Origin of the sequence: Micromonospora sp. WMMD1219 (assembly GCF_049315215.1) — a bacterium.
GTDB classification, from domain to species: Bacteria; Actinomycetota; Actinomycetes; order Mycobacteriales; family Micromonosporaceae; genus Micromonospora; species Micromonospora tulbaghiae.
This window is the reverse complement of record NZ_CP186057.1, coordinates 4,677,497-4,689,948: the sequence shown is the minus strand read 5'-3', so window position 1 is coordinate 4,689,948 and position 12,452 is coordinate 4,677,497. Positions and strand designations below refer to the sequence as shown.

The 12,452-nt window shown below is 72.1% G+C and carries 13 protein-coding genes; 5 read left to right on the top strand and 8 right to left on the bottom strand.

Annotated elements, in window-relative coordinates; genetic code table 11:
- Positions 1–2 precede the first annotated feature (2 nt).
- From ACN27C_RS21820 to ACN27C_RS21810, 3 genes are read right to left on the bottom strand one after another with little or no spacing between them, the layout of a single operon-like run.
- On the bottom strand, positions 3–869 hold the full coding sequence (locus ACN27C_RS21820; protein ID WP_121683748.1) for a carbohydrate ABC transporter permease: 867 nt from the start codon (positions 867–869) through the stop codon (positions 3–5).
- Positions 866–1,864, bottom strand: coding sequence for a carbohydrate ABC transporter permease (locus ACN27C_RS21815; protein ID WP_121683747.1), 999 nt, complete (start codon positions 1,862–1,864; stop codon positions 866–868). The genes ACN27C_RS21820 and ACN27C_RS21815 overlap by 4 nt, the downstream gene beginning before the upstream one ends.
- Positions 1,861–3,129 carry an ABC transporter substrate-binding protein gene (locus ACN27C_RS21810; RefSeq protein ID WP_233585521.1) on the bottom strand — a complete coding sequence of 423 codons (1,269 nt, stop codon included), beginning with the start codon at positions 3,127–3,129 and terminating at the stop codon, positions 1,861–1,863. Before ACN27C_RS21810 ends, ACN27C_RS21815 begins: the two co-directional genes overlap by 4 nt.
- 177 nt (positions 3,130–3,306) lie before the next feature.
- Between ACN27C_RS21810 and ACN27C_RS21805 the strand changes: the two genes are divergently transcribed.
- Positions 3,307–4,311: a LacI family DNA-binding transcriptional regulator gene (locus ACN27C_RS21805; RefSeq protein WP_120569507.1), complete on the top strand. Its 1,005-nt coding sequence runs from the start codon at positions 3,307–3,309 to the stop codon at positions 4,309–4,311.
- Between the two features lie 209 nt (positions 4,312–4,520).
- Positions 4,521–5,714: an endo-1,4-beta-xylanase gene (locus ACN27C_RS21800; protein WP_121683745.1), complete on the top strand. Its 1,194-nt coding sequence runs from the start codon at positions 4,521–4,523 to the stop codon at positions 5,712–5,714.
- 69 nt (positions 5,715–5,783) lie between these two features.
- Here ACN27C_RS21800 and ACN27C_RS21795 read toward each other — a convergent pair whose 3' ends face one another.
- From ACN27C_RS21795 to ACN27C_RS21780, 4 genes are all read right to left on the bottom strand, one after another.
- The gene (locus ACN27C_RS21795; protein ID WP_121683744.1) at positions 5,784–6,344 is read right to left on the bottom strand and encodes a DUF5872 domain-containing protein; all 561 of its coding nucleotides are present in this window, start codon (positions 6,342–6,344) and stop codon (positions 5,784–5,786) included.
- A 45-nt stretch (positions 6,345–6,389) separates the two neighbouring features.
- Positions 6,390–6,920 carry a hypothetical protein gene (locus ACN27C_RS21790; protein WP_422747767.1) on the bottom strand — a complete coding sequence of 177 codons (531 nt, stop codon included), beginning with the start codon at positions 6,918–6,920 and terminating at the stop codon, positions 6,390–6,392.
- Positions 6,921–6,985: 65 nt separating this feature from the next.
- Positions 6,986–7,699: a hypothetical protein gene (locus ACN27C_RS21785; protein WP_121683742.1), complete on the bottom strand. Its 714-nt coding sequence runs from the start codon at positions 7,697–7,699 to the stop codon at positions 6,986–6,988.
- The gene (locus ACN27C_RS21780; RefSeq protein ID WP_121683741.1) at positions 7,692–8,300 is read right to left on the bottom strand and encodes an RNA polymerase sigma factor; all 609 of its coding nucleotides are present in this window, start codon (positions 8,298–8,300) and stop codon (positions 7,692–7,694) included. Before ACN27C_RS21780 ends, ACN27C_RS21785 begins: the two co-directional genes overlap by 8 nt.
- 40 nt (positions 8,301–8,340) lie before the next feature.
- Here ACN27C_RS21780 and ACN27C_RS21775 point away from each other — a divergent pair, with 40 nt between their 5' ends.
- Together ACN27C_RS21775 and ACN27C_RS21770 are read left to right on the top strand one after the other, a co-directional pair.
- Positions 8,341–9,915 (top strand): FMN-binding glutamate synthase family protein, encoded by a 1,575-nt coding sequence (locus ACN27C_RS21775; protein ID WP_364809012.1) that lies wholly within the window; start codon positions 8,341–8,343, stop codon positions 9,913–9,915.
- 56 nt (positions 9,916–9,971) lie between these two features.
- Positions 9,972–11,174, top strand: a complete 1,203-nt coding sequence (locus ACN27C_RS21770) for a sugar efflux transporter (RefSeq protein WP_422747764.1) — start codon at positions 9,972–9,974, stop codon at positions 11,172–11,174.
- Positions 11,175–11,186: 12 nt separating this feature from the next.
- Here ACN27C_RS21770 and ACN27C_RS21765 read toward each other — a convergent pair whose 3' ends face one another.
- Positions 11,187–11,837, bottom strand: a complete 651-nt coding sequence (locus ACN27C_RS21765) for a class I SAM-dependent methyltransferase (protein ID WP_120569499.1) — start codon at positions 11,835–11,837, stop codon at positions 11,187–11,189.
- Positions 11,838–12,012: 175 nt separating this feature from the next.
- Here ACN27C_RS21765 and ACN27C_RS21760 point away from each other — a divergent pair, with 175 nt between their 5' ends.
- Complete coding sequence (locus ACN27C_RS21760; RefSeq protein WP_013286814.1) at positions 12,013–12,243, top strand: DUF2188 domain-containing protein; 231 nt, start codon at positions 12,013–12,015, stop codon at positions 12,241–12,243.
- Positions 12,244–12,452 lie beyond the last annotated feature (209 nt).

Below are 12,452 nucleotides of genomic sequence, written 5' to 3'. Positions count from 1 at the left end.
GCTCAGCCCTTGACCGCGCCCTGGAGACCGCCCACGATCTGCTTCTCCGCCAGGGTGAAGAACAGCAGCGCCGGCAACATCGCCAGCGACGTGAAGGCGAGGACTCCCGCGGTGTCGGTGGTGTACTGGCTGGAGAAGTTCTGCACGCCCAGCGGCAGGGTGTGCAGGTTGACGTCCCCGAGGACGAGCAGCGGCAGGAGGAACGCGTTCCAGCTCGCCACGAACGCGAGGATGCCGACGGTGACGACCGCGGGCCGCGACAGCGGCAGCACGATCCGCCAGAGGAAGCCGAGCCGGCCGGCGCCGTCGATGGCGGCCGCGTCCTCCAGCTCCCGCGGGATGGCCGACAGGAACGGCCGCAGGATGACGATCGTGAGCGGCAGCGAGAAGGCCACCTGCGGAAGGATCACCGCGTAGTAGGAGTTGATCAGGTTCAGGTCACGCAGCAGGAGGTACAGCGGCAGGATCGCCGCGCCGGCCGGGAACAGCAGGCCGAGGGTGAAGAAGGTGTAGAGCGCCTCGCGTCCCCGGAACGTGTAACGGGCCAGCACGAACGCGGCGGCCATGCCGAGCACCACCACGCCGAGCGTGGTGCCGAACGCGACCACGGCGCTGTTGAACGCCTGCCGCCAGAAGCCGCTCTGCGTGAGCACCCGGTAGTAGTTCTCCCAGACCCACGGGTCCGGCAGGCCGGCCGGGTCGTCCACGATCTGCGGCGTGGTGCGGAAACCGCCGACGATGACGTACACGACGGGCGCGATCGACACGGCCGCGACCGCGAGCGCCAGCGCGTACGTCAGCGGCGTGTTCCACTGCACCGGCCGGCGCCCGGCGGAGGGGGCGGGTACGGAGTTCACGGCCACTGTCACTTCCCCTTCCGGGTGATGGCGCCCTCGATGTCACGGCGGAGCAGGAACCGCTGGAACAGCAGCGCCGCGACGAAGGAGATGGCGAACAGGATCACGGCCACCGCGTTGCCGTAGCCCCACAGCCGGGCGAAGAAGCCGTTGTCCACCATGTACGTGGCCATGGTGGCCGAGGCGCCGAGCGAGCGCACCGCGGGCACCGAGGTCACCCAGACCATGTCGAAGACCTGCAACGAGCCGATCATCGACAGGAACATCCAGATCCGGATGGTGGGGCCGAGCAGCGGCAGCGTGACGTGACGCTGGATCTGCCACCAGCTCGCGCCGTCGATCTCGGCCGCCTCGTTCAGCTCCGGCGGCACGTTCGACAGGCCGGCGAGCAGGAGGATGATGGCGAAGCCGACGTACTTCCAGGTGAGGACGAACAGCAGCGTCCAGATGACCACGTCGAGGTCGGCCAGCCACGCCTGCACGAAGCCGCCCAGGCCGATCGACCGCAGCAGCGCGTCGAGCGTGCCGCCGTCGGTCAGGATCAGCTTCCACATGATGCCGACGGTGACCTCGGCCAGCACGTACGGCACGAAGACCAGCAGGCGGAACGCCGAGCGTCCGCGGAAGCGGCGGTTGAGCAGCAGGGCGATGCCGAGTGCGACGGGGCCCTGGATGAGCAGCGACCCGAACACGATGATCGCGTTGTTGCGCAGCGCGTCGAGGAAGATCGGGTCCTGGAACGCGAGCGTGTAGTTGCGGAAGCCGACGTACTCGGTGGGCGGCCCGACGCCGCGCCAGCGGAACAGGCTGTAGTAGAACGCGAAGCCCATCGGCACCAGCACGAACAGCACGTAGATGAGGACCGCCGGCGTGGTCAGCCCGATGATCTCGTACCACTTGCGGCGGGTCTCGGCGCGGCGTGAGGCGGCTCGTGCGCCGGGCCGGAGGCCCGCCGGCGGCGCGGTCACGCCGCCGGCGGGCATACGGGTCTGCGATGCGGACGTCACTTGCTTGCGGCCGCCTTCATGGCCGAGACGACCTTCTCAGGTGTCCCGTTGCCGGCGAAGATCGCGACGATCGCGTCGTTCATCGCGTTGCCGACGGTGCTGCCGAAGGCGGTGTCGAGCCAGAGCTGCACGTAGGTGGCCGAGGAGGTGGACTCCAGGATGGACTTCAGGGCCGGGTCGGTGACGCCGTCGGCCGCGCCCTTGGCGACCGGCAGGCCGGTGCCGGTGGCGGCGTAGCCCTTCTGCACCTCGGGGCTGACGAGGTACTTGAGGAACTCGACGCACTCGGCCGGGGCGTTCTTGGAGCAGGCGAAGCCGTCGCCGCCGCCCAGGGCGGCCTTCGGGTCACCGGCGGAGCCGGAGATCGCCGGCACCGGGAACCAGCCGAGGAACTTACCCAGGGCCGCCTTGTCGGTGGCCACGGTGTCCAGGGTGCCGCGGTTCCAGTCGCCCATCAGCTCCATCGCGGCCTTGCCGTTGGCGAGCAGGCCGTTGGCGCTGGTCGGGTCGTTCTGGCCCGGCGTGGCGATGAAGTTGTTCTGGAACGGCTTGGTGTCGATGAACGCCTTCAGATCCTGGCCGGCCTTGACGAAGCACGGGTCGTCGAAGGTCCGGTCGGTGGTGGCCTTCTTCAGCGTGTCGACCGAGCAGGCACGCAGCGCGAAGTTGTACCACCAGTGCGCGGCGGGCCACTTGTCACCGGCGCCGAGGGCGATCGGGACGACGTTGATGGCCTTGAGCTTGGTGACCGCGGCGTTGAGTTCCTCGAAGGTGGCCGGCGGCGCCGTGATGCCCGCCCTCGCGAACATGTCCTTGTTGTACCAGATGCCCTCGATGCCCATCCGGTACGGCAGACCGTACTGCTTGCCGTTCACCTGCCAGATCTCCGAGGCGCTGCCGATGTCGGCCACCTCGTCCTTCACCTGGTCGGTGATGTCCTTGAGGTAGTCGGCCTCGACCTGCTCGCGCATCTCGCCGCCGCCCCAGGCCTGGAAGACGTCCGGCGGGTCGTTGCTCAGCAGCGCGGCGGGGAGCCGGGTGCGCTGGAGCTGGTTCGTCTCGATCGCCTCGATCTCGATCTTGACGGTCGGGTGGGCTGCGGAGAAGTCCTTGGCGACCTTCTCCCAGTACGTCTTGCCGGGCCCGTCCTGCGAGGCGTTGTGCCACCAGGTCAACGTCACCGGGTTCTTGTACAGCTCGCTCTCGGCGGCCTTCTCCTCCTCGCCACCACCACTGCACGCGGAGGCCAGCAGAGCGCTTGTCACAAACAGTGCCAGGACGGCACCAGCACGGCGCTTCATCGCCATAGATGTCTCCTCGACCACTTAGCCGGGTTACCTGCGGGGGAGTTTTACAGGGCCGTAACGTGAAGTCAATCGGTATCGATAACGTTTTCGACATCGTCTTCGATCCCGCCGGAGGAGCCCTCTATCATCGTCCGCGTGGTGTTCGAGCAGCGCGTCAAGATGTCGGACGTGGCACGTACGGCCGGCGTCTCGGTGGCAACCGTATCCAAGGTTGTCAATGGAAGGTACGGCGTAGCGCAGGCCACCGTCGAGCGCGTCCAGCAGGTCATCCACGAGCTCGGCTACGAGGCCAGCCTCGGGGCGCAGAGCCTGCGCAGCCACCGCACGAACGTGCTGGGCATCCTGGTCGCCGAGTTCGAGCCGTTCTCCACCGAGTTGCTCAAGGGCGCCTCCCGGGAGGTCGCCGGCAGCGGCTACCAGCTGCTCGCCTACTCCAGCGGCGACGGCGAGGGCGCGGCCATAGGGTGGGAGCGGCGCTCGCTGGCCCGGCTGTCCGGGACGCTCATCGACGGCGCGGTGATCGTGACGCCGACCGTGGTCGAGACCAAGCACGGCTTCCACGTGGTGGCCGTCGACCCGCACACCGGCCCGTCCGGCCTGCCCACCGTCGACTCCGACAACTTCGCCGGTGCGGTGCTGGCCACCGACCACCTGCTGTCGCTCGGGCACCGGCGGATCGCGCACATCAGCGGCCGGCCCGACCTGGAGTCGGCCCGCCTGCGCGAGGCCGGGTTCCGCAAGGCGATGGCCGACGCGGGCGTGCCCGTCGACGAGCAGCTCGTCCGGGTCGGCGGCTTCCGCACCGAGACCGCCGCCAGCACCGCCGCCGAACTGCTCGCGCTCCCCGACCGGCCGACCGCGATCTTCGCCGGCAACGACCTCTCGGCGATCTCCACGGTGGACGTCGCCCGCGGCCTCGGCCTCGGCGTACCGGACGACCTGTCGGTCATCGGCTTCGACAACATCCCGGAGTCGGCACTCGTCGACCCACCGCTCACCACGATCCGGCAGCCGCTGCAACGCATGGGCGCCGAGTCGCTGCGCCTGCTGATCGACCTCATCGCCGGCGTCGAGCGGGACACGCACATCCAGCTCCCCACCGAGCTGGTCGTCCGGGCCTCCTGCCGCCCGCTGCGCTGAGGCGTCACCTCACCCTCCCGATCCGGTGATTGACGGACGGCTATCGGCGTCCGTAATGTTTCGGGCTACTTCCGGAAGTGAGACCGGAAGTTTCGGAAGCCCGCACCGTCCGTCCACCCGGGCGCCCGCCGGTCCGTTCCACGCCGCGGCGTTCCCGGCACCGCCACCGCCGGCCCCCGGCCGTGCGCACCCTCCCGAAAGGAACGACCATGAAGCTGAGACGTTGGCTCGCCGCCGGCGCCGTCGCCGTCGTGACCGCCACCGCCCTCAACGTCGTCCCCGCGACGGCCGGACGGCCGTACGACCCGGCCGCGCAGAGCCTGCGCGAGCTGGCCAAGCGCCACGGCCTGTACGTGGGCACCGCAGTGGACATGGCCGCCCTCAACGACGCCAGCGAGCCGCAGTACCGCCAGATAGCCGCGTCCGAGTTCTCCACTGTCACCGCCGAGAACGTGATGAAGTGGGAGAGCCTCGAACCCACCCGCGGCACCTACAACTGGGGCCCGGCCGACGAGCTGATCGACTTCGCCCGCAAGAACAACCAGCGGGTCCGGGGCCACGTGCTGGTCTGGCACAACCAGTTGCCCGCGTGGCTGACCAGCGGGGTCGCGGACGGCTCGATCAGCAAGGCCGAGCTGCGCCAGATCCTGCGCGACCACATCACCGCTGTGGTCACCCACTTCAAGGGCAAGATCTGGCAGTGGGACGTGGTGAACGAGGCGGTCAGCGACCCCTGGGACACCCCGTCCACCCTGCACTACAAGGGGTTCTGGGCGCAGAACCTCGGGCCCGGCTACATCGCCGACGCGTTCCGCTGGGCCCGCGCCGCCGACCCGAAGGCGCTGCTGTTCTACAACGACTACAACATCGAGGCGTTCGGCTCCGGCAACCCGGCCGACGACAAGACGCAGTTCGTCTACAACATGGCCCGTGACCTGCGGGCCAAGGGCGTGCCGATCGACGGCGTGGGCGCACAGGGCCACCTGGGCACCCAGTACGGCAACTTCAGCACGCTCCAGGTGGCCGCGGCGCTGCGCAAGTTCGCCGGGCTCGGGCTGGCCACGGCCCTCACCGAGGTGGACGTGCGCAGCCAGATCACCGAAGGGGTGGAGGCCGGCGACTCCGCGGAGATCAACCCTCGCCTGCAGGCGTCCGCGGCGAACTTCAGCGTGCTGATGCAGGCCTGCCTGGCCGAGCGGCACTGCCTGTCGTTCACCCTCTGGGGCTTCACCGACAAGCACTCCTGGGTGCCCGGGGCGTTCTCCGACCCGCCGGAGGGCCTGGCCACCGTCTACGACGAGAACTACCAGCCGAAGCTCGCGTACCACGAGCTGAAGTCGGACCTGATCTTCTCCGGTCCGCCCTACGTGCTGCCGCGCATCCCGCAGCACCCGCGCCGCTAGACGACCGGCGCACCACGGCGGGGCCGGTCCGGTGACCGGCCCCGCCGCCTGTGTCCGGCCGGTCCGCGCTCACGCCGCCCGGCGCCGGCCCAGTTCCGACTCCAGCCGTCCGATGAGCGTCTTGCGGGCCTTGCCGCCGCGCTCCCGGCGCAGCGCCGCGCCGAGCTGGCGGGTGTCGAGGTCGCGGACCAGCTTGACCGCCTCGGTCACCGGCAGCTCGTTGATCTGCTCGGCGGCCGTGGCGTCCCGGCGGGCCCGCTTCGCCGGGCCGGTGTTCGGCACGTACTGGCGGCCGGAGCGCGACGCGCGGCGCTTGCGGGTGTCGGTGGCGCGCCGTTCGTTCTCCGACAGCTCCTTCCACGCCTGTTCGGGCAGGTAACGGCGCGTTTCGCCACCGTTGCGGGCGCGCGTGTCACCGCTGCGGGTCTGCCACTTCTCGCCGCCCCAGCGTTGCAGCGAGCGCTGCCGTGCGTCCTTCGGGCCCTCGAATCCCCCGCCGGCCTTCTTGTACTCGTTCGTCAGCAGCTGCGACTTGCGGGCCGACCACTGCCCCGGCCGTCCGCCCCTGTCGGAGGCGCGGATCTCGGCCTTGAGGCGTTCCCGCAGTTCCGGCTCGGTGTACTTCGCCATGACGCAGCGTTACCCGGACCGGGAGCGGCCATGCCGGTCAGCCGGTCAGCCGGACGCCGGCCGGTACACCAGATCCATCGTGTCGGCGCGCCCCGACCAGTCCAGCCGCAGCCGCCAGCACCCGGCGGCCGGCAGGTCGACGATGGACGGCCCGGGCCCGCCGTCCACCCGGCGGACGACCGGACTGTCCGTCCCGTCGCGCGTCGCGGTGATCACCAGGGGTGTCCGCTGCGCCGGCTCGGACCGGCCCGGCTCGGGGCGCGCCACCCAGAGGATCTTGTTGTTCGCGCCGTCGCCGCGCGCGTGCACCAGCGGGTACGCGAACAGGATCGCCACGATGTCGCCCCGGGTGCCGAAGACGTGCCGCACCCGGGTGTCGCCGGTGAACCCGGCATCCGCCCAGTCCGGCAGCCGGCCGGTCTCCAGCCGCTCCGCGCAGGCCGCCGGCACGGCCGGTTCCGCGGCGGGCGTGGTGGCCGGGACCGTGGCCGGCGCGCCCGCCGGGACCGCAGCCGGGCCGCTGCAACCGGCCAGCAGCAGGACCGGCACCAGCAGGACTCTTCTCCGAACGGACATCCGGCCTCCCCCGTCGACGACTCTCGTCACCAGGACACCGCCCGGCGCCCCGAGGTTCCCGCCGCTCACTGGACCGAGGACGCGACGTCCAGCGCCTGCTCACGGGTGAGGTCGCCCTCCAGCCGGTAGCTCACCCCGGCCCGCTCCCAGATCAGCGTGGCGGCGGACAACCGCGCGGTGGCGACCCGTTCCGTCCCCGAGCGGTCCACGTACGCCAGCGCATGCGGACCGCCCACCCAGATCGCGAACTCGCCGCCGACCTGGGTGAGCGTCACGTCCGCCCCGGCGGACCGCTTGTGGAACACGATGTCGAGCGAGCCGTCGAACGCGTCCAGCCGCACCGTCCCGCCCCGGTAGAGCAGGCTGACGACCCGGTGCGCGCCGGCGCCGTCCGGATCGGCGACGAGCACACGTTCGGGCGGGCCGAGGCGGGCCGGCACGCGGACCGGGAAGCGGACCTGCCGCTGCGCCTCGGCGAGCGCGACCTGGTGCTGCGCGGGCAGCGGCGAGGGCGTACCCGCCGGTGGCGGCGCGGGTGCGGTGTCGATGACGACCCCGGAGATCCGCAGCAGCCCGGTCACCGCGCCGGCGAGTGCGGCCCGGCCCGGCGGCAGCGCCGCCACGAGCAGGGCGGCGAGCGCGGCGGCCAGCACGTACCGCCACCGGCGGCGCGGCGCGGGCGCGTCGAGCCGGGCGCGGACCCGCGCGGTGAGGTCGGGCGTCCGCGCCGGCTCCAGCCAGCCGGTCAGCTCACGCAGCTCCCGTTCCAGGTCATCCACGGTGCGCCACCTCCCGGTCCAGCAGGGCACGCAGCTTCGCCAGCGCCCGGTGGGTCCGTGACTTCACGGTGCCCCGGGGCAGCCCCAGCACGGTCACCGTCTCGTCCTCGCCGAGGTCGAGCAGGTAGCGGCAGACGATCACCTCCCGATCGCGGACGGGCAGCCGGCGCAGCGCCCCGACCAGCGCGGCCCGGCGCTCGGCCGCCAGCACGGCGTCGAGCCCGTCGTCGGCGGTGACCGTCGCGACCGGGTCCACCGCCGCCGCGCGCAGCGTCAGCCCGTCGCGCCGGGTGCGCGTCCGGTGCAGGTTCCGGGTCTCGTTGGCGACGATCGCGAGCAGCCAGGACCGGAACGACGCCTCGGCCCGGTAGCGGGACAGTTTCCGGTACGCCTTCACGAACGCCTCCTGGACCACGTCCTCGGCGTCCGGACCGGCTCCGAGCAGCACCGCAGTCCGGTACGCGGGCGCGGTGTGCCGGGCGACCAGGGCGTCGTACGCCTCCCGGTCGCCGGCGCGTACGCGGGTGACGAGTTCGTCGTCGTCCAGGGCAGCCTCCGTCGGTCCGCTTCCATGACACCGCTCGCGCCGCCCGGGTTCCACCGGGAGTTTGGCCGGGTGCCGGGGCGGAAAGAGTGGCGGGATGAGCTGGGCGAAGAGAGCCGTACCCGCAGCCGTCGCCGCCGTCGCCGCGCTGGCGGCGCGGGACCTGCTGCAACGCGACCACGCGCTGCGCCGCAACTTCCCGGTGCTGGGCCGGGCCCGGTACCTGATCGAGTCGATCGGCCCGGAGCTGCGGCAGTACATCGTGGCCGGCAACGACGAGGAACGGCCGTTCACCCGCGACCAGCGGCGCTGGGTGTACGCCTCGGCCAAGCAGGAGAACAACTACTTCGGTTTCGGCACCGACAACGACATCGAGCACACGTCCGGCTATCCGATCATCAAGCACCGCACGTTCGGCCGGGCGGTCCCGCCGTCGGCGCCGACCGCCGGGCACGACGTGACGCTGCCCTGCGCCAAGGTGCTCGGCGCGGCGCGCGGCCGGGCGCACGCGTTCCGGCCGGAGTCGGTGGTGAACATCTCCGGGATGAGCTTCGGGTCGCTGTCCGGCAACGCGGTCGAGGCGCTCAACCGGGGCGCCGCGCTGGCCGGGTGCCTGCACAACACCGGTGAGGGCGGGCTGTCGCCGTACCACCGCAACGGCGGCGAGCTGGTCTTCCAGCTCGGCACCGCGTACTTCGGCTGCCGCGACGAGCAGGGCCGGTTCAGCCTGGAACGGCTCAAGGACCTGGTGGCGTCGGCGCCGGTACGCGCGCTGGAGATCAAGCTCAGCCAGGGCGCCAAGCCGAGCCTCGGCGGGCTGCTGCCGGCGGCGAAGGTCTCCGCCGAGATCGCCGCCACCCGGGGCATCCCGGCCGGACGCGACTGCGTCAGCCCGTCCCGGCACGCCGAGTTCTCCGACTGCGACAGCCTGCTGGACTGGGTGGAGCTGCTCGCCGCCGAGACCGGGCTGCCGGTCGGCATCAAGTCCGCCGTCGGCGACCTGGGGTTCTGGGAGGAGCTGACCACGCTGATGCGCGACACCGGCCGCGGCGTGGACTTCGTGACCGTCGACGGCGGCGAGGGCGGCACCGGCGCCGCGCCGCTGATCTTCAGCGACTCCGTCTCGCTGCCGTTCCAGCAGGGCTTCTCCCGGGTCTACCGGACGTTCGCCGAACGCGACCTGCACGAGAGCGTGGTGTTCGTCGGCGCCGGCAAGCTGGGCCTGCCGGACAACGCCGTGGTGGCGTTCGCGCTCGGCGCCGACATGGTCAACGTCGGGCGGGAGGCGATGCTGGCGATCGGCTGCATCCAGGCGCAGAAGTGCCACACCGACACCTGCCCGACCGGCGTCGCCACGCAGAACGCCTGGCTGGCCCGGGGTCTGGACCCGGCCCGCAAGTCGGTCCGGGCCGCGAACTACATCCGTACGCTGCGCCGCGACCTGGTCAAGGTGGCCGAGGCGTGTGGCGTCGAGCATCCCGGGCTGATCGGCACCGACTCGGTGGAGATCCTCGACGGCCGGACCTCCTCGATCCCGCTGGACCGGGCGTTCGGCTACCGGCCGGAGTGGGGGATGCCGTCGGCGGCCGACCGGTCGGAGATCGTCCGGCTGATGACGGCCGAGGCGCCGCAGGGCGGCAGCGCGCCGCCCTCCCCCACCGCCGTCGGCTGACCCGGGCGGCGGAAACTCGGTCGGCCGCCGCACCGCCGCCGCGTACAGTCCGCCGCATGGCTCTGGACACGAGGCCGGCGGTGCGCGCCGGCCGATTCCGGCTGCTCCCGCTGGGTGTGGTGTTCCTGACCGTCGGCCTCTCCACCGCCGTGGTGCTGCCGTTCCTGTCGCTGTTCCTCGACCGCGAGGTGCACGCCAGTCCGTTACGGGTGACCGTGTTCCTGGTCGTCGCCCCGCTGTCCGGGGTGGTCGCCTCGGCGCTGATCGGCCGGCTGTCGGACCGCCTGCCGATCCGGCGCGCGCTGCTCGTCGGCGCCGCGCTGGCCGGCGTGGTGGGCGCGGGTCTGACCGCGTACGTCCGCGACTACTGGATCCTGCTGGGGCTCACCGCGACCGCCACGGCGCTGGCGAACTCGCTGTTCCCGCAGTCGTTCGCGTACACCCGGGCGCTGTTCGACAGGGACGATCCGGCGCGGGCCGCGTTCGGCGTCAGCCTCATGCGTACCGTGTTCTCGCTGGCCTGGGTGGCCGGGCCGGCGCTGGCCGCGGTGCTGCTCGATGTCGGCGGCTTCCGCCTGGTCTACGGCATGGCCGCCGTCATGTACGCGCTGGCCGCGCTGGTGGCCGCGTTCCGGCTGGATGAGCTGCCGCTGCCGGCGCGGCCGGTCGCGGGCGATCCGGACGGCGCCGCGCCCGGCCCACCCGGCGCGTCCCGGCTGCGGCTGGCGCTGACGGTGCTCGCGTTCGTCCTGCTCCAGTGCCCGCTGACGGTCGGTGTGCAGGCGCTGCCGCTGTTCATCGACACCGAACTGAACGACGACCCCTCCCGCGCCGGTCTGGTGCTCGGCCTGTGCGCGGCGCTGGAGATCCCGCTGATGCTCGGGCTGGGCGCGCTGACCGCGCGGGTCCGGCTGCGGACGCTGGTCCTGGTCGGCGGTGCCTGCGGGGTCGCCTACTACGCGACCGCCGCGCTGGCGCCGAACGTGCCGGTCCTGCTGTTCACGCAGCCGGTGAACGCACTGTTCATCGCCGCGGTGTCCGGCGTCGGCATCGCCTACGTGCAGGATCTGCTGCCGGGCGAGCCGGGCCGGGCCACCACGCTGTTCACCAACACGTTCCCGATCGGGGCCATGCTCGCCGGGCCGCTGCTCGGGATCTCCGCGCAGGTCGGCTACCGGTGGGCGTACGGCATGAGCACCGCGCTGTGCGCGGCCGGGCTGCTGGTGCTGCTGCTGACCCGGCCGCGAGCGCGGGCCTGACCGGCGCGGCGGTCAGCGGCGCCGCACCAGGACCACGTGGTCGATCAGCTCGCCGGTCTGGCCGTCCGGGCCGGTGGCGGTGCGGCGTGCCGCGCCCAGCCGCTCGGTGTCCCAGCCGTCCGGGTCGAGGCTCATCGCGGCCAGGATCTCCTCCGGCTCGGCGAACCGGTGGTGGCCGGTGTCGGACCCGGCCCACGGCGGCGGCGCGCCGTGCTCGACGACGAGCAGCCGGCCGCCGGGCGCGACCGCCTCGGCCGCCGGGGGCAGCACCGTCTCCCGGGGCAGGACCAGTGGCGACTGGAAGAACTGCGCGGACACGAGGTCGTACCGGCCGGGCGGGAAGCCCTGCGTCAGGTCGTGCCGGACGGTGGTGATCCGCTCCGCCACTCCGGCCCGCTCGGCCTCGACGGCGAGGCGGTCCAGCGCGACGGACGAGATGTCCACTGCGGTGACCCGCCAGCCCTTCGACGCCAGCCACACCGCGTCGCCGCCCTCACCGGACCCCAGGTCGAGCACGGTGCCCGGGGGCAGCGCGGCGGCCACCTCGGCCAGGACCGGGTTCACCCGGCCGCTCCAGATCCGGTCCCGCTGGCCGTACCGCTCGTCCCAGAACCGGGCCGGGTCGGTGTCCGCCGCCGGATGCTCGTGGTGGTGCCCCGTCATGTCTGCCTCCTCGCCGCCGGTCGCCTCCCGACCGGCCCCGCCATCGTGCGTCGCCTCGGACCGGACAGCAAGGAACCTTGCCGATCCGGCAAACCACCGAGCCACCGCAGGATTAACGCACCGCGCTCGTGGGCAGACATTTGTCATCGGACACGCGAACGAGGGAGCTGACGGCATGGCGAAGGGCGACATCGACACCTACCAGCAGGACGGGCAGTGGAAGAACCGCCCGGAGGGCAACGAGCGCGCGACCAGCCGCCACGACACCAAGGCGGAGGCCGAGGCGGCCGGCCGGGAGATGGCGGCCGAGCGCGGCGCCGAGCACGTGATCAAGAAGCAGGACGGCACGATCGGCGAGAAGAACACCTACCCCCGCAGCCGCGACCCCCGGGAGATCCCGGGCTGAGCACTCAGCGCAGACGCGATACGGCGTCGGATCCGAACGGGTCCGGCGCCGTATCGCGTACCGGCGGGTAGTGAGTGGCTGGCTAAAAACTTTTGTTCGGTTCCTACAACGGTCCCCGCTCAGGCTTCGGCCGTTACGACATGGCGCCGCCCGCGCACAGGCGGAAAGGTGAGGCAGGCCGGGGGCATCGCCGCGCCCGGCGCACAGGA